Genomic DNA, 22311 nt, shown 5'->3' with positions numbered 1-22311 from the left:
GGATCAGCGTCCCGCCAGGGTCATGCCCTCTATGGCGATGGTCGGGGAGGCAATGCCGAACTTCCGGTCGATGTCGTTGGCAGGGGTCATCCGCATGAACATGTCTTTGAGGTTGGAGGCGATCGTGACCTCTGAGACCGGATATGTCAGTTCGCCATTCTCGATCCAGAAGCCGGTGGCGCCGCGGCTGTATTCGCCGGTGATCATGTTGACGCCCTGGCCGATCAACTCGGTGACGTAGAACCCGGTTCCAACCGACTTGATCAGGTCTTCCGGCGAGATATCGCCAGGCTCAAGCGCGAGATTGGTGGAGGCCGGTGAAACCGAGGTGCCGCCGCGCACGCCGCGACCGTTGGTGGAGAGGCCGAGTTCACGCGCCGTCGAGGTCGACAGGAACCAGTGCTTCAGGACGCCATCCTCGATCATCACGAGGCGCTCGCCCTTCACGCCTTCTCCATCGAAGGGCCGCGAGGAGGATCCGCGCACGATGAGCGGGTCGTCGGTGATGTGGAGACCGGATTTGAGGACCTGCTGGCCCATCTTGTCGCGGAGGAAGCTGGTCTTGCGGGCAACGGATGCGCCGTTGATGGCCCCTGCGATATGGCCGACGAAGCCGCGGGCAATGCGCGGATCGAAAACCACGGTGACGTTGCTGCCGGTATCGACCTGGCGCGGATTGACACGCTTGGCTGCACGCTCACCGGCGCGACGCCCGATCACCTTCGGATCGTCGAGGTCTGCTGCGAAAAGGCGGCTGTCGAAATCATAGTCGCGCTCCATCCTGGTGCCTTCGCCGGCGATGACACTGACGGAACGGCCGAAGCGGCTTGCGACATAACTTCCCGAGAAACCATGCGAGGTGACAAGCACGAGCCCGCCGAGACCGGCAGATGCTCCGGCGCCAGAGGAGTTCGAGATGCCCCGGACTTCAAGTGCCGCCTGCTCCATTTCGAGCGCAGCAGAACGAAGATCTTCCGTCGGCACATCGGTCGGATCAAACAGGTCCAGGTCGGGATATGAGCGGGCGAGATCCTTTTCGTCCGCCAGGCAAGCATAGGGGTCTTCCGGCGAGACCTTGGCCATGGCGACCGCCCGCTCGGCAAGCGTCCTCATGTCGAAACCGGGGTTGGCCGAAACGCTTGCGACGCGCCGCCCGACGAAGACGCGCAGCGCAAAATCGTCGCTTTCGGATGCTTCGGTGCCTTCGACCTTGCCAAGCCGCACGCTGACAGAGCGCGACCGGGAACGGACCACGACGGCATCCGCCTGATCGGCCCCCGCCGCCTTGGCCAGATCTACCAGTTCACTGGCACGGGAGAGCAGCGCAGCGGAGTCGATTTCGGATGTCATGATTGCAAGCCTTTCGTTGCCGTCCCATTTATTGTTCACTATCAGAACCATCAAGGGCGGCGCACCAAATCTTGAGGATCGTCGGTCTATGACGAGAAAGTAATGCTGCATGCCCGGGTCCCTGTTTTATGAAGTGCTGCTCCTTCTGGCTGGCGCGGTTGTTGCCGCCCCACTGTTTCGAAAGTTAGGGCTCGGCACTGTCCTCGGTTACCTTGCGGCGGGCATCGTCATCGGTCCGGTCTTGCAGCGGATTATCGACACAGAGGAAGTGCTGCATTTTTCCGAATACGGGATCGTCTTCCTCCTCTTCGTCATCGGACTTGAACTGAAGCCATCACGCCTGTGGCAGATGCGGGGCGATGTCTTCGGACTGGGCCCAGCGCAGGTCGTGCTTTCGGGCATCCTGATGAGCGGCCTGGCCTACGCTGCAGCCGTCACTGATTGGCGGGGAAGCCTCGTTATCGGCTTTGGCCTTGCGCTTTCATCAACGGCGTTTGCGATGCAGATCCTCACCGATGCCGGTGAGATGAGCAGCCGTTATGGGCAGCGATCCTTCTCGATCCTGCTTTTCCAGGATCTCGCCATCGTGCCGCTGCTCGCACTCGTCACCATTTTTTCCCCCGGCACGGCGGAGGAGGCAGCAACGCCGCTCACGGATTTTGCCGTAGCGATTGGCGCAATCACCGCAATGGTTCTTGCCGGGCGTTACCTTCTGACGCCGATGTTCCAGATCATCGCCAGCACCGGCGCGCGCGAGGTGATGATTGCGGCGGCCCTGCTTGTGGTGCTGGGTTCGGCCGCCGCGATGCAGGCCGTTGGCCTCTCCATGGCGATGGGCGCCTTCCTCTCCGGCGTCATGCTTGCCGAATCCTCCTATCGGCACGAGCTAGAGGCGGATATCGAACCGTTCCGCGGGCTGCTGCTGGCGCTGTTCTTTATGGCCGTCGGGCTTTCGGTGGACGTGTCGGTGATCCTCGACAACCTGCTGTTCATCGCGCTTGCCGTGCCGATCTTCATGGCGGTCAAGGCGCTGGTGATCTACGGGGTATGCCGGCTCTGGGGCTCATCACATGCCGATGCCGTTCAGATCGCCTTCCTGCTGCCGCAAGGTGGCGAGTTCGGCTTCGTGCTGTTCACCGCAGCCGCTTCGGCAGGACTTTTCTCCTCCGAGACATCCTCCCTGCTGATCAGCTGCGTGACGCTGTCCATGGCACTCACTCCCTTCGGCGCGCGGCTGTCGAAGCGGCTGATGCCTAAGGTCGCGCGCGAGCAACTCGCGGAAGACTATGCCGGCGCCGGGGCGGACGTTCTGATGATCGGCTTTTCCCGTTTCGGACAGATCGCCGCGCAGATCCTGCTTGCCGGCGGACGCGAGGTGACCGTCATCGACGACTCTCCCGACCGTATCCGCCAGGCGGCGAGCTTCGGTTTCCGGATCTATTTCGGCGATGGCACGCGCCGCGACGTTCTGATCGCTTCGGGCATCGAGCGCGCAAAGATTGTCGTCGTTGCGACACAGAAGCGGGAAGTGACCGATCGGATTGTTGATCTCATCAGCGCCGACTTCCCACATGCGCGCCTCTTCGTCCGCTCCTACGACCGGCTCCATTCGCTTTCGCTGCGGGACCGGGTTGAATACGAACTGCGCGAGACGCTGGAATCCGGCCTGTTGTTTGGTCGTCGCGTGCTGGAAGGGCTTGGCATGAGCGAGGCGGAAGCGGCAGATATTGGCGATGACATTCGCCGCCGTGATGAGGAACGTCTGCGCATCCAGGCGGCCCAAGGCTTGGGAGCCGGTCGCGAGATGCTCTACAACAGCCCGGTCCGGCCGGAGCCGCTGATCAAGCCGAAGCGTGTGCCCGTGGTGGATGAGGAAGGAAGTGAACCGCTGGAAGGGACCGCCTAGTCCGAAGCCGCCGCAGCGACATGCAGTGCATCGATGGCCCGCTTCAGATCGTCCTTTGCGGGCGCCGACACCTCCAGGATCTCCCCGGCGCGCAGAAAATCCATGACCCTGAAGGGATTGACGGAAGGGCGCAGGAAAATATGCGGCGGGTTGAGCTTCAGCTTCAGTGAAATGTTAGCCTGCATGGTGATCTGGCTTGCGCCGAACAGGCTGTCGATCCGTGACGGCGCGTGGGTACCGTCGCCTTCCGGCGAGCCAACCACATCGACAGCGATCACGAGATCTGACCGATTCAGCAATTGCTCATAGGGAACCGGATTGACGATGCCGCCGTCGATCATGATCCGGCCGTTGATCAGGATCGGCATGAAGATACCAGGAAGGGCTGCCGAGGCCGCAACCGCCTGCTTCAGGTCACCCCGCTCCAGCACGACTTCCGCCTGCCCGTAATAGTCGCAGACCGAGACCTTCAGTGGGATCTTGAGGTCGGCAAAATCATCCGGCACCTGCGGCGGCAGAAGGGCGTGGAGGATCCGCTCCAGGTTGAACTGCCCGAAACGAAAGCCGCCGCGCGTGTCGCGCATGCTGGCCGGACCGAGGCTCCAGAGCCGGTTGAGGAGCCTGCCTCGATCGCTGACGAGTTCCAGAACATAATCGCGGATTTCGCGCCCACTCATGCCGGCCGCCCAGCCCGCACCCATGATGGCGCCGATCGAGGAGCCGGATATCGCGACCGGCCTGATGCCGAGTTCGTCCAGCGCCTCGATGATGTGGATGTGGGAAATCCCTCGCGCACCGCCGCCGCCCAGAGCCACCGCAAAGGTGAGATCGCGGTTTTTCACCGCCTCCAGGTCCGGCAGGGCAAGCTTGATACTCATCCCACCCTCATGGTTGGTAGCGGAAGAAATCCATACGGGTTTCGCCGAAGGTGCGGCTTTCGAGCAGCTTGAACACCGGATCGACCTCCGGGTTCACATCGGCCCGCTCCTCAAGAATGGCAAGCGCGCCGGGCGCAAGCCAGCCGCCGGCATGGGCCGCGAGCAGCGCTGCTTCACCGAGAGCCTGGCCATACGGTGGGTCGGCAAACAGAAACTGGAACGGCTCGACACTATTGGCCGTGCCGAGCTTGGTCGCGTCACGCCGCAGGATGCGGGCGCGGCCGTGCAGGCCGAGGTTGTCGATATTTTCCCAGAGAAGCCCGCGGCCTTCCACGCCGTTCTCGACGAACAGCGCGGTCTTGCAGCCGCGCGACACGGCTTCCAGCCCCACCGCGCCGGTTCCGGCAAAAAGGTCGATCACCCGGGTGCCGTCAAGGGCTTCCGGGTAAACGTGACCGATGATGTTGAACAAGCTCTCGCGTGTCCGGTCGATGGTCGGCCGAATGTCGCTGCTCTTGGGCGTGGCCAGTGCGCGGCCACGGAATTCTCCACCGACGATCCGCACGAGACGTTACCCCCTCGGGCTGCGCGGCTTGCCTGCGGGCCTGCCGCCACCTGCCGGACGACCACCGGATGGCTTGCCGCCGCCCGGCTTGCCACGTCCACCGGAAGGCTTGCCGCCGAAACCGGCCTTGGCGCCGCCTGGTTTCCCGCCGAACGGCTTTCCACCGGGTTTGCCCCCAGGCTTTCCACCGCGGGGTTTGTCACCGAAGGGACGATCCCCTGCCGGACGATCGCTGCGAGCCCTTGCGTGACGGTCGCCATCTTCGCGCGGCTTGCGGTCAAACCGCGGCTTGTCGCCAAAGCTGCGTTCGCCGCGCGGCTTGTCGAAACCGCGATCCTCGCGGTCTCCAAACGAGCGCTTGCGGCCGAACCCGCCGCGCTCATCCTCGCCCGGACGCGACGGCGGCGATTCCGCGCGGATCCAGTCGCTGTCGTCGTCGGCGCGGTTCACCACCACGCGGCGATCGTTTTCCGGAACCTGCTTCTTGAAGAGCTGCTCGGCCTCGGCTCGTGCCGAAGTCCGGCCTTCGCGACCATCAGCCGTCGGGCGAGCACCCGGCGCCATCCAGACATTGGCCGTGCGGCTCGTGCCCATCGGCGGGCGCTTCTTCGGCCGCTCTTCGGCTTCCGCTTCTCGTGGTGCGAAGGGCTTGCCCCCACGTCCACCCTGGCGGTTCTTGTCGCCGAACTTGCGGTCGTCGCGCTTTGTATCGAGACGGCCGAGGGCTGCCTCGCGACGATCACCATCTTTCCGAAACGCCGGACGATCGCCCCGCGGCTTATCCGACCGCTGGCGTTCACCCGGTGCTGCCCAATCCGACCGTTCCGCCTTTGCGGGCTTCTCGACATCGCCTGCCGGCGTTTCGTTATAAACCGGCGCGTCGAAATTGGCCTTGGCTTCCTCGATGAGGCGCGGGCCGAGTTGGTCACGCAGCATGCGGCCGCGCACTTCCACGACCTGGCCCTCGGGCAGATCGCCAAGCTGGAACGGGCCGTAGGAAATGCGGATGAGGCGGTTCACCTCAAGACCAAGCGCGCCGAGCACGTTCTTGATCTCGCGGTTCTTGCCTTCGCGCAGGCCCATGGTGATCCACACATTATGGCCCTGGGCACGATCCAGCGTTGCGTCGATCGCGCCATAAAGCACGCCGTCGACGGCGATGCCTTCCTTCAGCTTGTCCAGCGCTGCCTGGTCAACCTCGCCATGGGCGCGCACGCGGTAGCGGCGCAGCCAGCCGGTTGTCGGCAGTTCGAGAACGCGCGACAGGCCGCCATCATTGGTGAGAAGCAGCAGGCCTTCCGTATTGATATCGAGGCGGCCAACGGAGAGCACCCGCGGCAGGCCTTCCGGCAGGTTCTCGAACACGGTGGGGCGACCTTCCGGATCGGAATTGGTGGTCACCAGGCCTGCCGGCTTGTGGTAGAGCCACAGACGCGTGCGCTCCGGACCACGGATCGGCTGGCCGTCCACTTCGATATTGTCTGCGAAGGTGACGTTGACGACTGGCGTTTCCAGAACCTTGCCATTGAGGGTGACGCGACCCTCCATAATCATGCGCTCGATGTCACGGCGCGAGGCGACGCCTGCGCGGGCCAGGATCTTCGAGATGCGTTCGGGCTTGTTCTCGCTCTCCACTGTCGCCGGTGCCGGCGGCAGCTTGCGGGCAGGCTTTGCCGCCTTGTCGGCACCAGCCTTGGGGCCTCCTGCCCTTTTGCCATATCCTGCCTTTGCGGAAAAACCGCCCTTGCCGCCTGCCTTGCCTTCCGACTTTTCAGCCCGGGGTTTGGTCTCGCGTACGAAGGTCCTGCCTTCGCCGCGCTTCGGCTTGTCTTTAGAAACCATTTGTTGTTTGCCTGAAGCGTGATGTCTAACGGAGCAATCCGGACATTCTTGTTCGTGTTGATTGAAACAAAGCGAGGCCCGCGGACGGGCTTCAAGTTGCATGCTTCCTATCAGTTCATGCGTTCCGGGTTAAGAGGAAATCGCCGAAATGCCGAATGCCGAAAGGTTCATGGATGCCGCCCTTGCCGAAGCAGAAGCTGCGGGCAAACGCGGCGAGGTTCCGATCGGTGCCGTCCTGGTGGTCGACAACAAGATCGTCGCCCGTTCCGGAAACACCACCCGCGCCGACCATGACGTAACGGCGCATGCGGAGATATCTGTTATCCGAAAGGCAGCTGCGGCACTCGGCCAGGAGCGGCTCACAGGGGCCGATCTTTACGTGACGCTTGAGCCCTGCACCATGTGCGCCGCCGCAATTTCGTTTGGTCGTATCCGCCGCCTTTATTACGGCGCCGAAGATCCAAAGGGCGGCGGGGTGGATAATGGCGTACGCTTTTTCAGCCAGCCCACCTGCCATCATGCACCGGATGTCTATTCCGGGATCGGGGAGCGCGAGGCAGCCCGACTGCTCACAGAGTTCTTCCAGGCGAAGCGCGAAGACTAGACCGCCTTAGAAGAACTTCCACCACTCGCTGGTCTGCTTGGCGGATGCGGCTTCCTTCTTGCGGCGCCGTTCCTTCTGGGTCTCGGGTTCGCCGAGATCGTTGAGGGCTGCGGCATCGGCGGCGCGCAGTTCGGTCGGCGGATCCGAGAGCGAGCGGCGGCGGCCGGTGACCTCGACGTTTTCCGCACTGGCCTTGGCCCGACGGAAGGCTTCCCACTTCTCGGACTCGGTCATCTGGCCGGCCTGCCCCTTGCCGGCGAGCAGCGGCGAACGATAGGTGGGGTCGTTCTTGTTGCGGTCAGCTTCTTCCCTCAGGCGCTTGCGCGTTTCTTCGGGAGACTCGACCCAGTTCGGGTTGTTTTCCCGATTGGCAAGCGACTGCTGCGGCGCCGGCAGGGCACTGGCCTGGTCCTTGGCGACTACGAGGCTCGGGCGCGGATTGTACTTGACCGACGCGCGCTCTTCTTCGCGGCTGCTTCCAAGCGCGATCGAGCTGCCAAGGTCGTCGCTCAACTGCTCCATCGCCGTCTTGTCGGTGCCGTAGGTGGGTCCACCAACGCAGCCGGAAAGCACCGCCGTCGAGGCGATTATGCCGGCCAGGCCGAGGCCGACACGAAACGCAGATGTCGCTTTCATCAAAACCCTTCCAGCGGCGCCGTCCCGCGCCTAACACACAACTTATTCCCCTCGTGGCCGTAAAATCCGGCCAATTTCAGGCACTTTTACCGGATGATCGCGAGAAGCGCAATCATCCGGCAAGTCAGCCCCTAGAGGCGACCGAGCGAAGCAAGCTCGCGAAGGGCTGCAGCATCACGGGCGGAGACATCAGGATACTCGGGATCAGACCCAACGTCCTTGGTCACGCGCCAGGACCGGGCACACTTGGTGCCTTCTGCGAGCTTCGGCTCAACGGCGACACCGGGCACTTCCGCCAGGCGGAAAGCGGCCTCCGGACCTTCGCCGGCAACCAGCGAGACGCCTGAGGTGATGCAGGTTTCCTCGAAATCCTGGCCTTCGAGCGCAGCCATGAGCTCGGCATCGGTGACATAAACCACCGGTGCGGCTTCCAGCGACGAACCGATGCGCTTGTCCTTGCGCTCGATTTCGAGAGCGCCGGTCACAACCGAACGGACCTTGCGGATCTTCGCCCACTTGCCGGCGAGCCCGTCATTGCGCCAGTCAGCCGGGATTTCCGGGAACTGTTCCAGATGCACGGACTGCGCATCCGGCTTGCGCGACAGCCAGGCTTCTTCCGTCGTAAATGGCAGCATCGGTGCCAGCCACAGCACCATGCAGTCGAAGATCTTGCGGATAACCGCCAGAGCCGAACGACGGCGCAGCGAAGACGGCGCGTCGCAATAAAGCGCGTCCTTGCGGATGTCGAAGTAGAAGGCCGAAAGCTCGATGTTGGCGAAGTCGATCAGCGCGCGGGTGATCTTCTTGAATTCGAAGGCGTCATAACCTTCGCGCACCAGCTGATCGAGCTCGCAGAGGCGATGCAGCATGAGCTTTTCAAGCTCGGGCATCTGCTCGTAGGCGATCTCCTCGCCCTCGTCATGGGCCAGCGTGCCGAGCATCCAGCGGATGGTGTTGCGCAGCTTGCGATAGGCATCGACATTGGTCTGGATGATCGTCTTGCCGAGGCGCTGGTCTTCCCAATAGTCGGTGGTCATGACCCACAGGCGCAGGATGTCGGCACCGGCATCCTTCATCACGTCCTGCGGCGCCACGACGTTGCCGAGCGACTTCGACATCTTCTGGCCCTTTTCATCCATGGTGAAGCCATGGGTGATGACGGCGTCATAGGGTGCGCGCCCGCGGGTGGCAGACGATTCCAGAAGCGAGGAATGGAACCAGCCACGGTGCTGGTCGGAGCCTTCGAGGTAGACGTCAGCCGGCCACTTCAGGTCAGGGCGATCTTCCAGCGTGAAGGTGTGGGTGGAGCCTGAGTCGAACCAGACATCGAGGATGTCCATGACCTGCGTCCACTTCGAGGCATCATGCTCGCTGCCGAGGAAGCGTTCCTTGGCGCCTTCGGCGAACCAGGCATCGGCCCCTTCGGCATCAAAGGCATCGAGGATGCGCTGGTTGACATCCGGATCCTTGAGGACTTCGCCCTGTTCGTCAACGAAGACGCAGATCGGCACGCCCCAGGCGCGCTGGCGCGACAGCACCCAGTCCGGGCGCTGCTCGATCATGGCGCGCAGGCGGTTCTGGCCGGCAGCCGGCACGAAACGCGTGTCGTCGATCGCCTTCAGGGCGCGGGTGCGTAGCGTCGTGCCGTCCTTCAGGTCCTTGTCCATGTAGACGAACCACTGCGGCGTGTTGCGGAAGATGATCGGCTTCTTGGAACGCCAGGAATGCGGGTACTGGTGCTTCAGGCGGCCGCGGGCAAACAGCGCGTTCTTGTCGATCAGCGCCTTGATGACGCGCTCGTTGGCATCACCCTTCTTGCCGTTGTCGTCCATGACGCGAGCGCCCTCGAAGCCGGGAGCGTCGGAAGTGTAGGTGCCACTGTCATCGACCGGGAACGGGATCTTCGTCTCGATGCCACGCGCTTCCAGTTCCTTCACGCAGGCCATCCAGGCCTCGAAGTCCTCGCGGCCGTGCGATGGAGCGGTGTGCACGAAGCCGGTACCGGCATCGTCGGTGACGTGGTCGCCCGAGAGCATCGGAACGTCGAAGGTGTAGCCGAGGTCACGCAGCGGATGGGCGCAGGTGACGCCCGAAAGCTCTTCTGCGGAAACGCTACGCAGACGGTTGAAAGTGAGCTTGGCCTTGGCCGCGGATTCCTGCGCCAGGGCATCGGCGAAGACCAGCTTTTCGCCCGGCTGTGGGCCGAAATCGTTCTCGGCGGCCGTCACCTCGTAGAGGCCGTATTCGATCTTCGGCGAAAACGCGATCGCTCGATTGCCGGGGATCGTCCATGGCGTCGTGGTCCAGATGACGATGTGCGCATCCAGCAGGTCGCTTCCGACGATGACCGGGAACTTAACCCAGATCGTGTCGCTCTCGTAGTCGTGGTATTCGACTTCCGCTTCGGCAAGCGCAGTGCGTTCGACCACCGACCACATGATCGGCTTCGACCCGCGATAAAGCTGGCCGCTCATGGCGATCTTCAGCAGTTCGCCCGCAATGCGGCTTTCCGCATGGAAGTTCATCGTCAGGTACGGATTGTCGAAGTCACCAACGATGCCGAGACGCTTGAACTCGTCGCCCTGGATCTTGATCCACTTTTCGGCATAGGCGCGGCATTCCTTGCGGAATTCGATCATCGCGTCCGGCTGCGTCAGGTCAGGCTTTGCCTTGCCCTTGGCGCGGTAGTTCTCTTCCTCGATTTTCCACTCGATCGGCAGGCCATGGCAGTCCCAGCCCGGGACGTAATTGGAGTCGTAACCGCGCATCTGGAACGAGCGGGTGATGACGTCCTTGAGGATCTTGTTCAGCGCGTGGCCGATATGGATGTTGCCGTTGGCGTAGGGAGGGCCGTCGTGGAGGACGAACTTCTGGCGCCCGGCGGCCGAGGCGCGCAGCTGCTTGTAGAGGTCCATCTGCTGCCAGCGTGCCACCAGTTCCGGCTCCTTCTGCGGCAGTCCGGCGCGCATCGGGAAATTGGTCTCGGGCAGGTAGAGCGTCTTGGAGTAGTCCAGCTTATCAACGGTATCGGTCATCGTGAGCAATCGTCTCTGGCGTCTCGGCAATTCGGGCCGGCGCATGTCGCAAAAGAATTCGGTGGCGGAGGCGCTGCACAAGCGCCGAAAACCCGGACCCTCCGGCCGACTTTCAAGCCGCGCGGAAGGCCGGGCCGATAATTCGTATGATCATCGCTTCGATGACCAGGGCCAGCCTGAAAATTTTCATGGTGGCGGTTCTTACGGCGTTTTGGCTTGGAAAGGAAGAAGATTTCGCGGGATCAGAACGCGATCTTCGCATCCAGTTCGCTGAACGGCTGGACGCGGGAAAGCAGCGCCCTCGCCTCCTCCTCGTCGCGCTTCATCTGGGCGACCAGCGGGTCGAGACCATCGAACTTCAGCTCGTCGCGCAAATGGCCGAAGAAGGAGACAGAGCACACCTCGCCGTAAAGGCTTCCCGAGAAATCGAACAGGAAGGTTTCAAGCAGCGGCGCGCCATTTTCCGTCACCGTCGGACGGCGACCGTAGCTTGCCACCGCATCATGCAGGCTGCCATCGGCACGGCGGAAGCGCACAGCATAGATGCCGGGCTTCAGAGCCGCTTCTGGCGGAAGCTGCATGTTGGCGGTGGGGTATCCCAGCTGGCGCCCGAGCTTCTCGCCGCCGATCACCTCCGCCTCGACGGTGTAGCGGTAGCCGAGCAGCCCTGCGGCCTCGACCACGTCACCATCGGCCAGGCATTGCCGGATGCGGCTTGACGAAATGACTTCGGCGTTTTCGTCGCGGAAGGCATCCATCAGCGAGACGGTGAAGCCATGCTTGGCGCCAGACGCCATCAGAAAGGCGGGACCGCCCTCGCGGTTCTTGCCGAAGTGGAAGTCGAAGCCGGTGACGACGGCACTTGCGCCGAGCCAGTCGACGAGCACGCTCTGGATGAACTCCTCGGCCGAGCGCGTCGCGAACTCACGGGTGAAGGGGTAGTCGATAACGGACTGGAAGCCCATCGCCTCCAGCAGGCGCGCCTTGAGCGGCGCCGGCGTGATGCGGAAAACGGGCGCTTCCGGGTTGAAGACAGTGCGCGGATGCGGCTCGAAGGTGAGCACCAGCGCCGGTACGCCACGTTCCTCCGCCAGGGACAGCGCCCGTTCAAGAACGCTCCGGTGACCGCGGTGAACGCCATCGAAATTGCCGATGGCAATCACGCCGCCCTTCAGCTCTGCGGGCAGCGGTTCCTTTTTCTCATTGCGATGGAAAACGGTCATGCGACGCTCAAATCCAGTTCGGGGCACCCGGTCAGGCGAGCCGCGGCATCCAGTATTTCGGTGCGGCGTTTTCCTGGCGCAACCAGGCCATGAGGCGCGCCTCATTCGTCTGGCCGTTTTCCGTGTATTCGGCGACATGGATGCCGGCGCTGATGTAAAGAAGGTCAAGACCATAGGCGAGCGCGCCGCGCACATCCGTCGGCATTCCATCGCCAACAGCTAGCACCCGCTCCAGGGGGAAATCGCCACGCTCTTCGCGTGCTGCGGCAAGTGCCGCCTCATAGATCGGCCGATGCGGCTTGCCGGCGACGCGGACATTGCCGCCCATCGTCTCGTAATAGGCCGCGACGGCACCGGCGCAAGGAATGATCCGGTGGCCGCGTTCGACCACGAGGTCGGGGTTGGCGCAGATCAGCGGCACCTCCCGCTTCGAAAATGCCTGCAGCATCTCCGTGTAATCTTCCGGCTTTTCAGTTTCGTCGTCGAAGAAGCCGGTGCAGACAATGCATTCAGCATCTTCTGCGGAGACGACCTCGACGCCGAGTCCGTCGAACAGGTTGAGGTCGCGCTCGGGTCCGATCAGGAACACCTTCTTCGGACCTTTAGCGATGAGGTGCTGCGTCACGTCTCCAGAGGTTACGATGCGGTCATAGGTTTCGTCCGGCACGCCGAGGTGGCGCATCTGGTCGATCACGCCCGGCGCCGGTCGCGGCGAATTGGTGATGAGGACGACGGTCGCGCCGGCCTCCCGCGCCTGGGCAAGCGCCTTGCATGATTGCTGGAAGGCCTCGACGCCGTTGTGGACCACGCCCCAGACGTCGGAAAGGACCACGTCATAGCCCCCGATCACGTCGCTCAAGTTCTGGATGCGCTTTGCCATACCTGCCTACCCGTCGATAATGATGGCGGTGATGTCGCAAAGCCCGCCCGCCATGGCAAGGAGAATTGCGCGGAAGCTGATGATTTTACCTGCCGCGGTGTCACCACGATCGCGCGTTAAGCATCTTCGGAAAGGTTCCGGTCACCGCAACGAATTTTTGGCTGCCGTCCTTGACTAGCGATCGGCACACCCTTATCTCGGCGATCGTTAGCACTCGCCACTGATGAGTGCTAATCAAGTTTACGGATCTGTCTGATCCGTCAATGTCATTTGATCGAGGGATAAGACAATGGCAAGCACATCTTTCCGCCCCCTGCACGACCGCGTTGTCGTAAAGCGCGTCGAGTCTGAAGAAAAGACCAAGGGCGGCATCATCATTCCGGATACTGCCAAGGAAAAGCCGGCTGAAGGCGAAATCGTCGCCGTTGGCCCGGGCGCCCGCGACGACAAGGGTTCCATCACCGCTCTCGACGTCAAGGTCGGCGACCGCGTCCTGTTCGGCAAGTGGTCCGGCACGGAAATCAAGCTCAACGGCGAAGACCTTCTGATCATGAAGGAATCCGACATCATGGGCGTTATCGGCTGATTGCCGCTGGCACCTAATCGAAATCGCTGACACCTCTTTTCAGGAGTTACCAAAATGGCAGCCAAGGAAGTTAAATTCGGCCGCATCGCGCGCGAAAAAATGCTGCGTGGCGTCGATGTTCTCGCTGACGCAGTGAAAGTAACGCTCGGCCCGAAGGGTCGTAACGTTGTTATCGACAAGTCCTTCGGCGCACCGCGCATCACCAAGGACGGCGTTTCCGTCGCCAAGGAAATCGAACTGGAAGACAAGTTCGAGAACATGGGCGCCCAGATGGTCCGCGAAGTTGCTTCGAAGACCAACGACATCGCCGGTGACGGCACCACCACTGCAACCGTTCTTGCCCAGGCGATCGTTCGCGAAGGCCAGAAGGCTGTTGCAGCCGGCATGAACCCGATGGACCTGAAGCGCGGTATCGACCTCGCTGTTTCGGAAGTCGTGAAGGATCTCCAGGCCAAGGCCAAGAAGATCAACACCTCTGAAGAAGTTGCACAGGTCGGCACGATCTCCGCAAACGGTGACAAGCAGGTCGGTCTCGACATCGCTGAAGCCATGCAGAAGGTTGGCAACGAAGGTGTCATCACCGTCGAAGAAGCCAAGACCGCTGAAACCGAACTCGAAGTCGTCGAAGGCATGCAGTTCGACCGCGGCTACCTGTCGCCCTACTTCGTGACCAACCCGGAAAAGATGGTCGCGGACCTGGAAGACGCCTTCATTCTCCTTCACGAGAAGAAGCTCTCCAACCTGCAGGCCATGCTGCCGGTTCTCGAAGCTGTTGTTCAGACCGGCAAGCCGCTCCTGATCATCGCTGAAGACGTCGAAGGCGAAGCTCTTGCAACGCTCGTCGTCAACAAGCTGCGCGGTGGCCTGAAGATCGCTGCCGTCAAGGCTCCTGGCTTCGGCGACCGCCGCAAGGCCATGCTGGAAGACATCGCTATCCTCACGGGCGGCACTGTCATCTCCGAAGACCTTGGCATCAAGCTCGAGAATGTAACCCTCGACATGCTCGGCCGCGCCAAGAAGGTATCGATCTCCAAGGAAAACACGACGATTGTCGACGGTGCCGGCCAGAAGTCGGACATCGAAGGCCGCGTCAACCAGATCAAGGCCCAGATCGAAGAAACCACCTCGGACTACGACCGCGAAAAGCTGCAGGAGCGTCTTGCCAAGCTCGCTGGCGGCGTTGCCGTCATCCGCGTTGGCGGCTCGACCGAAGTTGAAGTGAAGGAAAAGAAGGACCGCATCGACGACGCTCTCAACGCGACGCGCGCTGCTGTTCAGGAAGGTATCGTTCCGGGCGGTGGTATCGCTCTTCTGCGCTCCTCCACCAAGATTGCCGTCAAGGGCGTCAACGACGACCAGGAAGCCGGCATCAACATCGTTCGCCGCGCCCTGCAGGCTCTGGTTCGCCAGATCGCAGACAACGCTGGTGACGAAGCTTCGATCGTTGTCGGCAAGGTTCTGGAAAAGAACGAAGACAACTTCGGCTACAACGCTCAGACCGGCGAATACGGCGACATGATCGCCATGGGTATCGTCGACCCGGTCAAGGTTGTCCGTACGGCTCTGCAGAACGCAGCTTCGGTTGCTTCGCTGCTGATCACCACGGAAGCCATGATCGCCGAGCTGCCGAAGAAGGACGCTCCGGCAATGCCAGGCGGCATGGGCGGCATGGGCGGCATGGACATGATGTGATCAGGCCATAAGGTCTGATTGCAGCTGTCCGTGAAGGTCGCCCATGCACTTAAGGTGCTTCAGCGCGTCAAGCGCGCTGAAGTGGGCGGCATGGACATGATGTATGGCCACAAGGTCTTATGTCTGACCCATCCGGTTCAGTTCAGAAAGGGCGGTCTTCGGACCGCCCTTTTTGCTTTGGTAGACACGACCATTTGCCAGAGGTGCCAGAAAGCCAAAGCCCGCCGACAGTTGTCGACGGGCCCTCGATGGCTGCACCCATGAATGTGATCAGCACAGCCAAAGCTGGTGATGGAGTTCGATTACTGCACTTGCGATGTCATGTTCCGCGCGGACGGCACTCTGCCCCGTGCGGCTTCCACCGGAACGATGTCCACGACATCGGCCAGCAGGAACTGTTTGGACGACCCGCAGATGGTCGCATACACAATGCGATCCACGACTTTGAGATTCTCGGACACGAAGGTCCGCTGGTCGCCATTGTCGAGCACTGATACAACGTACATGTTGATCCCACTAAGGTTGGCGCGCTTTCATTCCGCGCTGCCGATTTTGTAGCCATGCATGGTTAACGGGCAGTAAAACCTTGCTGCGGGGACCAAAGAGGATACCTGATAGCTTCGCTTCATCTCTTCGCCAAAGCCAGGGGTCATCCGTCCCATGAGTTTTTTCGAAAGCCTTCTTGTCCTGCTCCTGATCGCGGTGGTGCTGCTTCAGGTATCGCGCCGCCTTGCGGTCCCCTACCCTTCCATGCTGGCTCTGGCAGGGGCGGCCGTGGCTCTCATACCCGGCATTCCGCATATTACTCTTCATCCAGCCACGGCGCTCGCACTTTTTATCGCACCGGCGCTGCTTGATGCGGCTTTTGACTTTCCGATTGGAACTGCCCGGCGCTTCTGGCTGCCGCTGTTCGTGTTCGCGATCGGCGGCGTCGTCTTCACCGCCGCGGCGGTTGCCTGGATCGGTTGGGCATTTGCCGGGTTGCCGATTGCCGCAGCGCTGGTGCTTGGCGCGATCGTGGCGCCACCGGATGCTGCCGCGGCAACGGCCGTGCTTTCGTCCATGGCAATCCCGCGCAACACCGACACCGTTCTTCGGGGCGAAAGCCTGTTCAACGATGCCGCCGCGCTGCTGATCTTCGATGCAGCGCTTGCCATCCAGGAAGCCGGCCACATGAACAGCGAGGTTGGGCTGCATGTCGCGCTCGCGGTGCCGGGCGGAATCCTCCTCGGCTTCGTTGCGGCCTATGGCATGCGCTACATCACCAGCCTCGTCAGCGGCACGCTTGGCGGCAACCTGCTCCAGTTCGTGCAGACCTTCCTTTTGTGGATCGTCGCCTCGCGCCTCGGCCTCTCTGCGGTTCTCACCATCGTCACCTTCGCCATGACCATCGCGCGGAGCAGCAACTCCGTCAGCAGTGTCCGGATGCGGGTGCAGTCCTATGCGGTGTGGACGGCCGTGGTGTTCGTGCTCAACGTCATGGCGTTCCTGTTGATGGGCATGCAGGCCCGAAACATCGTGGCTGAGATGGAGCCGGACCATATTGCCCAGTCCGCCGCCTTTGCGCTGGCTGTCGTCGTCACCTGCATCGTCGTCCGCTTCATCGTCTGCGTCGGCTTCAACCGCATCCATGCCTTCTACGCCGTCCGCAACGGCCAGCCGGAGCCCGCGAGCCTGAACCAGGGCATTCTGGCCGGCTGGTGTGGCATGCGCGGTTTGCTCACGCTTGCCACCGCCTTTGCGCTTCCGGACGATTTCCCGCAACGTGACCTCGTTGTGCTGACTGCCTTCGCCGTGGTGCTGGCGACGCTGGTTGTGCAAGGCCTGACGCTCAGCCCGATCATCCGCTGGCTGGGCCTCGATCGCCGTGCCGATGGTCCACGCGAACTGGCGGAAGTCCGCCAGCAGATCAACGCGGCCGGGCTGGAGGAACTGGAAGAGTCGCAGGAAGAGGAGGCCGAGTTGCTGCGGACGAAGTTCCGCCTCGAGCAGCAGGCGCTTTCCAAGAGCGGTGAGCCGACATCGCTGACGAACTACCGGCGGCTGGCACTGTCAGCCATTGCCGCGCAGCGCCGGCGGCTGGAGGAACTTCGCGCCGCGCACCACGTGAATGTCGATGAGTACAACCTGTTGCTCGAGGAGATCGACTGGCGTGAGCTTTCCGTCCTGCCGGAGAACGCGCGACGGATCGAGGAGATCTGACGACTCGCACGTTCGATATTGTCGAACAATTCGTCAACGCTTGTTCATCTTCCGGAGACAAATAAAAAGCGGCACATTGGCGTCCAGGAAATGCAACGCCCTTTGAGATCACCTGGAGACCTCCAATGTCCAATTCTTCTTCTACCAACACCCTGCTTCTTGCAGCCCGCATCGTGCTGTCCATCATGTTCGTGATGTCCGGCTTCCAGAAGCTCGTTGATCCGTCGGGCACGGCTGGGATGATTGCGGGTGCCGGCCTGCCTGCCGCCACGCTTCTCGCTTATCTCGCTGGCGTCTTCGAACTTGTTGCCGGTCTTGCCATTCTCACCGGCTTCCAGACCAGGATTGCCGCCCTGCTGCTTGCCGTGTTCTGCTGGTTCACCGCCTTCGTCTTCCACAACGGCGCGATCAACATCCCAAGCTTCTCGCCTGAAGCAAATGGCCTGCTGACCGTGTTCAACGGCCTGATCTTCTGGAAGAACGTATCACTCGGCGGTGGCTTCCTGGCGCTCGCCGCTGCTGGAGCTGGTGCTTATTCGATCGATGCACGTCGCCGCGGTTCTGTCGCATTCGCTGCCTAGCCTAACGACTTCCCTGCCCAAGCCTCGCCCGCCGGATCCGATATCCGGCGGGTTTTTTGTTGGCTTTTGCAACAGGCCGAAGGCTTCAGAGGGAGGCGCGAACAGCCTCGATGATCTGCGAGATCCGCCCATCCTCGTCATGGCCGGGCTTGCGGGCGCGAACGAGACAGGCTTCAGACTTGAGGATCACGCCATCACTCAGGACCTTGAGATGGTTGGCGCGCAGCGTCGAGCCCGTCGAGGTGATATCGACGATGATATCCGCCTGGCCGGCCGCCGGCGCACCTTCGGTCGCCCCAAGACTTTCCACGATCCGGTAAAGCTGGATGCCGTGCTTGGCGGAGAAGAACTGCTGCGTCAGCCGCCAGTATTTCGTGGCGATCTGCAGGCGCCGCCCATGGCGGGCGCGGAAGTCGGCGGCGACGTCGCCAAGATCCGCCATGGTCTCGACATCGAGCCAGATTTCCGGAACCGCCACCACGACATCGGCATGGCCAAAGCCGAGGCGCGCACAGAACTCGACCTTGGCGTCGACGCCCGGCATTCCTTCGCGCACCAGGTCCTCGCCGGTGACGCCGAAATCGACGGCGCCGGCCGCAAGCTCGCGGGCGATTTCAGATGCGGAGAGGTAGGCGATCTCAACGCCTTCGATGCCGGCGATACGGCCGCGATAGGACCGGTCATTGCCGACCGCCGAGATGGAGAGGCCGGCCCGTTCGAAGACGGCTGCCGTTTCCTCTTTGATGCGTCCCTTGGAGGGAAGAGCAATTGTTATGGCATTCATTGTCTTGCCCTCGCCGCCTCGATCCGGTCGATCCAAAGGGAGAAGCCAACCGCCGGGATATGCTCCCTGGCGCCAAGCAACGTCATCAACCGGTCAAAGCGGCCACCACCGGCGAGCACTGCAGTCGAACCCGCTGCCGTCACCTCGAAGACAAGGCCGGTATAGTAATCGAGCGGACGACCGAAGGCGGCGCGATAGGTCATGGCCGAGATGTCCGCACCGGCATCCGCGAGCGACTGAAGACGCGCACTGAAGAGGCTGACGGCATCGCCGAGCTTAAGGCCCGCGGCATCCGCAAAACCTGCGAGCGCCGCCGGCGCATCGGACAGCGGTAGCTGCAGCGTCAGGAATTCGCGCAGCAGGAGCAACGCCGTGCCATCAAGGCGGGTCTGCGAAAGCTCAAGCTTTTCCTTCAGCCGCTTGGCGATCTCGGCCGGCGAGCGGCTGGCATTGGTGGAGTAGCCAGTTTCCTGCATGGTCCGGTCGAGGCGCTCGACAAGGCCCGCTTCATCCCCCGCTGCCATCATCGCCGAGATATCCGGATCGAGACCGGCAACCGGCTGCGGCCGCGCCAACCGCTCCAGCAGGGCTTCCAGATGCGCCATGTCACCAAAGGCATGGATCAGGCGGCGTTGCCATCCGTGCGGCAGCCCCAAGGCCTTCACGACCGCCTCGAACACAGCCTGGTCGCCGAGCGTCAGCCTGAGATCCACCTTGGGAAGAACCCGCTTCAGGATCCCCAGCGCATCACCGATGGCGCGCGCATCCGCGGCAGCCGTTGCCTTGTCGCCAAGGTCTTCGATGCCGGCCTGGTAAAACTCGTTCGAGCCATCACGTCGCTGCCGAAAAACTTCGCCGAGATAGGCGTAGCGACGCGGCGTGCCGGTGGCGCTGGCGATGTGTCTCAGGCAGACGGGGATGGTGAACTCCGGCCGCAAGCAGAGGCTTTCGCCGGTTTCGCTTTCGGTGAGGAAAATGCGCCGGCGCAGATCCTCGCCCGCCATGTCCAGGAACGGCTCTGCGGGCTGGATCACCGGCGTGTTGACACGCTCCGCATCCCGCTCGGCGAACTCGGCGAGCAGGTCGCCGGCAAATTCGGGCATGTCGATCATCGGCATGGCTAGCGCGCCCGCCTGCGATCCTCGGCCTGCGCTTCGAGGATTTCCTTCACCTTGGCAACAAGTTCGGCCTCGGCAACGGTTTCCTGCGCCACACGGGCCTCGCGCCAGGAGGCGTTGTCCTCGATCTCGCCGGACAGGCGCTTGCCCTCGATCAGGTCCTTGATCTGCACCACGCCTTGCGCGCGCTCATCACCACCCTGGATGATGGCGATCGGGCAACCACGACGGTCGGCATATTTCAGCTGGTTGCCGAACTTCTTCCAGTTGCCCTGGTACATCTCGGCGCGGATGCCGGCGGCGCGAAGCTCCTGGGTGAAGCGCTGGTAGCGGCCCATGCTTTCGACATCGCCGTCCATGACGGTGACGAGGACCGGTGCGATGACCTCGTCCTGCCCGAGCTTGCCGAGGTTCTTCAGCGCCGTCATGAGGCGCGAGACGCCGATCGAGAAGCCGGTCGCCGGCACCGGTTGGCCCATGAAACGCGACACGAGGCCGTCGTAACGCCCGCCACCACCGACGGACCCGAAGACAACCTTTTCGCCCTTCTCATTGGTGACGTCGAACAGGAGTTCGGCTTCGAAGACCGGGCCGGTATAATATTCAAGGCCACGCACGACCGACGGGTCGATCTTGATGCGGTCCGCCTCGTAGCCTGCACCCATCGCCATGGCGCGGATCGCGTTCAGTTCGTCCACGCCCTCGGCACCCTTGGCAGTCCCTGCCACGAGTGCGGCAAGCTGGGCGGCACTCTTGGCATAATCCTTGATACCGACGAAGAAGAGAACCTTTTCGATCTGCTCGTCGCCGAGGCCCGCGCCCTTGGTGAAGTCGCCGGACTCGTCCTTGCGGCCCGGACCAAGCAGCAGCTTCACGCCTTCGGTGCCGAACTTGTCGAGCTTGTCGATCGCGCGCAGGACGTTCAGCCGCTGGGCGGCCTTGTCGTCGCCGCCGAGGCCGATCGCTTCCATCACGCCATCCAGGACCTTGCGATTGTTGACGCGGATCGCGTAGTCGCCGCGCTTGATGCCGAGCGCTTCCATGGTGTCGGCCATCATCATGCACATTTCGGCATCGGCCTGCACGCCGGGCGCGCCGACGGTATCGGCATCGAACTGCATGAACTGGCGGAAGCGGCCTGGGCCCGGCTTCTCGTTGCGGAACACATAACCGGCGCGATAGGTGCGGAACGGTAGCTGGATCTCGTTGAAGTTTTCCGCGACGTGGCGGGCAAGCGGCGCCGTCAGGTCGTAACGGAGCGACATCCACTGGTCGTCCTCATCCTGCAGCGAGAACACCCCTTCGTTCGGGCGATCGCTGTCCGGCAGGAACTTGCCGAGCGCATCGGTATATTCGAAAAGCGGCGTTTCGACCGGATCGAAACCGTAACGTTCATAGACCTCACGGATCTTTGCCGTCATCTCGTTGGTCGCATGGATATCGGCAGCGGAACGATCGACGAAGCCACGCGGCAGGCGCGCCTTCAGTTTCTGGGGCTTTTTCTGTTTGTCGCTCATGATCGAAAATCCATTGCCAGCGGCCTGAAGAGGCCGGATTTGTGAGCGGTTTCTTAGAGGATGACGACGGAAGCGGCAAGGGCGGCGGCTGGTGAAGGTTCGCTGATGATGATAACGCACCCTCATGATCCTCGAAGCCGCTCAATATGCCGCGACCTGTCCGATCACGCCGAAAGCGTTCCGACCCTTTGTCCGCTCGTCGGTCAGTCTCTGGTCGCGCGCCCGGCGATGCTCGGCTCAATGGGCGCCGCACGAGGCCAACTGCAAGACCGTCATCCGCGAGACTGTCGAGGGCATGAAGCAGCGGCGCACGGCCGTAGTCCTCGGCTCCGGCCTGCTGCGCGACGTGCCGATCGAGTTTCTCGCCCGCAGCTTCGACACGGTCGTGCTTGTCGATCTGGTTCATCTTGCCACGGTTCGTGCATGGCTTTCGGCAAGGCGGCTTTCCAATACCCGGCTGATCTGGCGCGATATTTCCGGGCTCGATGGCATCTCGACAGGTAAACCACTGGAGCCGCTCGCCTTCCTGAGGCAGGTGCCGTTTCTCGATCTCGTCGTGTCCGCCAATGTTCTTTCGCAGATAGGCGTTGGCGCCGTGCGGCAACTGGCGCGCGACGGGCGGCCGGAGCAGCCGAAGATCCTGCGATCAATGATCCAGGCGCATCTTGACGGATTGCAGTTGCTTCCCTGCAAGGTGGTTCTCATCACCGATACATCCTACACCGTGACCGACAAGCAAGGCCGCGTCACCGAGGAGGCGGATCTGATGCACGGTGTCGCCACTCCCCCGGCATTGCGCGACTGGAGCTGGACCGTTGCGCCCTTCGGAGAACTCAGCCGGAATTCCCAAGCGGTCCATCAGGTCATTGCCACCCGCTTCCCCTCCGGTTGATTTCCTGCGGTGGCGCCATA

The 22311-nt window shown here is 62.3% G+C and carries 19 protein-coding genes; 7 read left to right on the top strand and 12 right to left on the bottom strand.

Annotated elements, in window-relative coordinates:
- Nucleotides 1-3: 3 nt before the first annotated feature.
- Nucleotides 4-1350: a TldD/PmbA family protein gene (locus tag CYG48_RS01715; RefSeq protein WP_118851427.1), complete on the bottom strand. Its 1347-nt coding sequence runs from the start codon at nt 1348-1350 to the stop codon at nt 4-6.
- Between the two features lie 109 nt (nt 1351-1459).
- On the opposite strand from CYG48_RS01715, the gene CYG48_RS01710 reads away from it, so the two are divergent.
- Entirely contained in the window at nt 1460-3256 is a 1797-nt protein-coding gene (locus CYG48_RS01710) for a monovalent cation:proton antiporter-2 (CPA2) family protein (protein WP_118848804.1), read from the top strand.
- Here CYG48_RS01710 and CYG48_RS01705 read toward each other — a convergent pair.
- From CYG48_RS01705 to CYG48_RS01695, 3 genes are read right to left on the bottom strand one after another with little or no spacing between them, the layout of a single operon-like run.
- Entirely contained in the window at nt 3253-4134 is an 882-nt protein-coding gene (locus CYG48_RS01705) for a patatin-like phospholipase family protein (protein ID WP_118848803.1), read from the bottom strand. The two genes, CYG48_RS01710 and CYG48_RS01705, sit on opposite strands and share 4 nt — an antisense overlap.
- A gap of 7 nt (nt 4135-4141) precedes the next feature.
- On the bottom strand, nt 4142-4699 hold the full coding sequence (rsmD, locus tag CYG48_RS01700; protein WP_118848802.1) for a 16S rRNA (guanine(966)-N(2))-methyltransferase RsmD: 558 nt from the start codon (nt 4697-4699) through the stop codon (nt 4142-4144).
- Nucleotides 4700-4705: 6 nt separating this feature from the next.
- Nucleotides 4706-6541 (bottom strand): pseudouridine synthase, encoded by a 1836-nt coding sequence (locus CYG48_RS01695; RefSeq protein ID WP_118848801.1) that lies wholly within the window; start codon nt 6539-6541, stop codon nt 4706-4708.
- Nucleotides 6542-6689: 148 nt separating this feature from the next.
- Between CYG48_RS01695 and CYG48_RS01690 the strand changes: the two genes are divergently transcribed.
- Complete coding sequence (locus CYG48_RS01690) at nt 6690-7145, top strand: nucleoside deaminase (RefSeq protein ID WP_118848800.1); 456 nt, start codon at nt 6690-6692, stop codon at nt 7143-7145.
- A gap of 6 nt (nt 7146-7151) precedes the next feature.
- On the opposite strand, the gene CYG48_RS01685 is transcribed toward CYG48_RS01690, so the two are convergent.
- From CYG48_RS01685 to CYG48_RS01670, 4 genes are all read right to left on the bottom strand, one after another.
- Nucleotides 7152-7781: a hypothetical protein gene (locus CYG48_RS01685; protein ID WP_118848799.1), complete on the bottom strand. Its 630-nt coding sequence runs from the start codon at nt 7779-7781 to the stop codon at nt 7152-7154.
- Between the two features lie 131 nt (nt 7782-7912).
- Nucleotides 7913-10816, bottom strand: a complete 2904-nt coding sequence (ileS, locus tag CYG48_RS01680) for an isoleucine--tRNA ligase (protein WP_118851426.1) — start codon at nt 10814-10816, stop codon at nt 7913-7915.
- 242 nt (nt 10817-11058) lie between these two features.
- Nucleotides 11059-12039, bottom strand: a complete 981-nt coding sequence (locus CYG48_RS01675; protein ID WP_118848798.1) for a bifunctional riboflavin kinase/FAD synthetase — start codon at nt 12037-12039, stop codon at nt 11059-11061.
- A 31-nt stretch (nt 12040-12070) separates the two neighbouring features.
- Nucleotides 12071-12919: a TIGR01459 family HAD-type hydrolase gene (locus CYG48_RS01670; protein ID WP_118848797.1), complete on the bottom strand. Its 849-nt coding sequence runs from the start codon at nt 12917-12919 to the stop codon at nt 12071-12073.
- A gap of 289 nt (nt 12920-13208) precedes the next feature.
- Here CYG48_RS01670 and groES point away from each other — a divergent pair, with 289 nt between their 5' ends.
- On the top strand, nt 13209-13505 hold the full coding sequence (gene groES / locus CYG48_RS01665; RefSeq protein ID WP_118848796.1) for a co-chaperone GroES: 297 nt from the start codon (nt 13209-13211) through the stop codon (nt 13503-13505).
- 54 nt (nt 13506-13559) lie between these two features.
- Complete coding sequence (gene groL / locus CYG48_RS01660) at nt 13560-15197, top strand: chaperonin GroEL (protein WP_118848795.1); 1638 nt, start codon at nt 13560-13562, stop codon at nt 15195-15197.
- Nucleotides 15198-15499: 302 nt separating this feature from the next.
- On the opposite strand, the gene CYG48_RS01650 is transcribed toward groL, so the two are convergent.
- Nucleotides 15500-15703 carry a hypothetical protein gene (locus tag CYG48_RS01650; protein ID WP_118848793.1) on the bottom strand — a complete coding sequence of 68 codons (204 nt, stop codon included), beginning with the start codon at nt 15701-15703 and terminating at the stop codon, nt 15500-15502.
- Nucleotides 15704-15857: 154 nt separating this feature from the next.
- On the opposite strand from CYG48_RS01650, the gene CYG48_RS01645 reads away from it, so the two are divergent.
- On the top strand, nt 15858-17399 hold the full coding sequence (locus tag CYG48_RS01645) for a cation:proton antiporter (protein WP_118848792.1): 1542 nt from the start codon (nt 15858-15860) through the stop codon (nt 17397-17399).
- Between the two features lie 125 nt (nt 17400-17524).
- Complete coding sequence (locus CYG48_RS01640) at nt 17525-17980, top strand: DoxX family protein (RefSeq protein ID WP_118848791.1); 456 nt, start codon at nt 17525-17527, stop codon at nt 17978-17980.
- A gap of 85 nt (nt 17981-18065) precedes the next feature.
- On the opposite strand, the gene hisG is transcribed toward CYG48_RS01640, so the two are convergent.
- Genes hisG through hisS form a run of 3 tightly spaced genes read right to left on the bottom strand, consistent with a single transcriptional unit; the run spans nt 18066 to nt 21399 of the window.
- Nucleotides 18066-18764 carry an ATP phosphoribosyltransferase gene (gene hisG, locus CYG48_RS01635; protein WP_118848790.1) on the bottom strand — a complete coding sequence of 233 codons (699 nt, stop codon included), beginning with the start codon at nt 18762-18764 and terminating at the stop codon, nt 18066-18068.
- Complete coding sequence (locus CYG48_RS01630) at nt 18761-19882, bottom strand: ATP phosphoribosyltransferase regulatory subunit (protein ID WP_118848789.1); 1122 nt, start codon at nt 19880-19882, stop codon at nt 18761-18763. Before CYG48_RS01630 ends, hisG begins: the two co-directional genes overlap by 4 nt.
- A 2-nt stretch (nt 19883-19884) precedes the next feature.
- A complete protein-coding gene (gene hisS, locus CYG48_RS01625; protein WP_118848788.1) occupies nt 19885-21399 on the bottom strand; it encodes a histidine--tRNA ligase in 1515 nt (504 codons plus the stop codon).
- Nucleotides 21400-21523: 124 nt separating this feature from the next.
- Here hisS and CYG48_RS01620 point away from each other — a divergent pair, with 124 nt between their 5' ends.
- Nucleotides 21524-22291, top strand: coding sequence for a hypothetical protein (locus tag CYG48_RS01620; protein WP_118848787.1), 768 nt, complete (start codon nt 21524-21526; stop codon nt 22289-22291).
- Nucleotides 22292-22311 lie beyond the last annotated feature (20 nt).

The organism is Neorhizobium sp. SOG26, assembly GCF_003491345.1.
In the GTDB taxonomy this organism is placed as follows: Bacteria; Pseudomonadota; Alphaproteobacteria; order Rhizobiales; family Rhizobiaceae; genus Neorhizobium; species Neorhizobium turbinariae.
Note: the sequence above shows the minus strand (reverse complement) of the source record. Positions and strands in the feature narration are given on the sequence as shown.

What these genes read in the sequence shown, in the direction of transcription:
- CYG48_RS01645 (WP_118848792.1), top strand. Translation starts at nt 15,858, where the DNA reads ATGAGTTTTTTCGAAAGCCTTCTTGTCCTGCTCCTGATCGCGGTGGTG.
- CYG48_RS01710 (WP_118848804.1), top strand. Translation starts at nt 1,460, where the DNA reads ATGCCCGGGTCCCTGTTTTATGAAGTGCTGCTCCTTCTGGCTGGCGCG.
- CYG48_RS01715 (WP_118851427.1), bottom strand. Translation starts at nt 1,350, where the DNA reads ATGACATCCGAAATCGACTCCGCTGCGCTGCTCTCCCGTGCCAGTGAA.
- ileS (WP_118851426.1), bottom strand. Translation starts at nt 10,816, where the DNA reads ATGACCGATACCGTTGATAAGCTGGACTACTCCAAGACGCTCTACCTG.
- CYG48_RS01670 (WP_118848797.1), bottom strand. Translation starts at nt 12,919, where the DNA reads ATGGCAAAGCGCATCCAGAACTTGAGCGACGTGATCGGGGGCTATGAC.
- groL (WP_118848795.1), top strand. Translation starts at nt 13,560, where the DNA reads ATGGCAGCCAAGGAAGTTAAATTCGGCCGCATCGCGCGCGAAAAAATG.
- CYG48_RS01630 (WP_118848789.1), bottom strand. Translation starts at nt 19,882, where the DNA reads ATGCCGATGATCGACATGCCCGAATTTGCCGGCGACCTGCTCGCCGAG.
- CYG48_RS01640 (WP_118848791.1), top strand. Translation starts at nt 17,525, where the DNA reads ATGTCCAATTCTTCTTCTACCAACACCCTGCTTCTTGCAGCCCGCATC.
- hisS (WP_118848788.1), bottom strand. Translation starts at nt 21,399, where the DNA reads ATGAGCGACAAACAGAAAAAGCCCCAGAAACTGAAGGCGCGCCTGCCG.
- groES (WP_118848796.1), top strand. Translation starts at nt 13,209, where the DNA reads ATGGCAAGCACATCTTTCCGCCCCCTGCACGACCGCGTTGTCGTAAAG.
- CYG48_RS01705 (WP_118848803.1), bottom strand. Translation starts at nt 4,134, where the DNA reads ATGAGTATCAAGCTTGCCCTGCCGGACCTGGAGGCGGTGAAAAACCGC.
- CYG48_RS01690 (WP_118848800.1), top strand. Translation starts at nt 6,690, where the DNA reads ATGCCGAATGCCGAAAGGTTCATGGATGCCGCCCTTGCCGAAGCAGAA.
- hisG (WP_118848790.1), bottom strand. Translation starts at nt 18,764, where the DNA reads ATGAATGCCATAACAATTGCTCTTCCCTCCAAGGGACGCATCAAAGAG.
- CYG48_RS01685 (WP_118848799.1), bottom strand. Translation starts at nt 7,781, where the DNA reads ATGAAAGCGACATCTGCGTTTCGTGTCGGCCTCGGCCTGGCCGGCATA.
- CYG48_RS01695 (WP_118848801.1), bottom strand. Translation starts at nt 6,541, where the DNA reads ATGGTTTCTAAAGACAAGCCGAAGCGCGGCGAAGGCAGGACCTTCGTA.
- CYG48_RS01675 (WP_118848798.1), bottom strand. Translation starts at nt 12,039, where the DNA reads ATGACCGTTTTCCATCGCAATGAGAAAAAGGAACCGCTGCCCGCAGAG.
- CYG48_RS01620 (WP_118848787.1), top strand. Translation starts at nt 21,524, where the DNA reads ATGATCCTCGAAGCCGCTCAATATGCCGCGACCTGTCCGATCACGCCG.
- CYG48_RS01650 (WP_118848793.1), bottom strand. Translation starts at nt 15,703, where the DNA reads ATGTACGTTGTATCAGTGCTCGACAATGGCGACCAGCGGACCTTCGTG.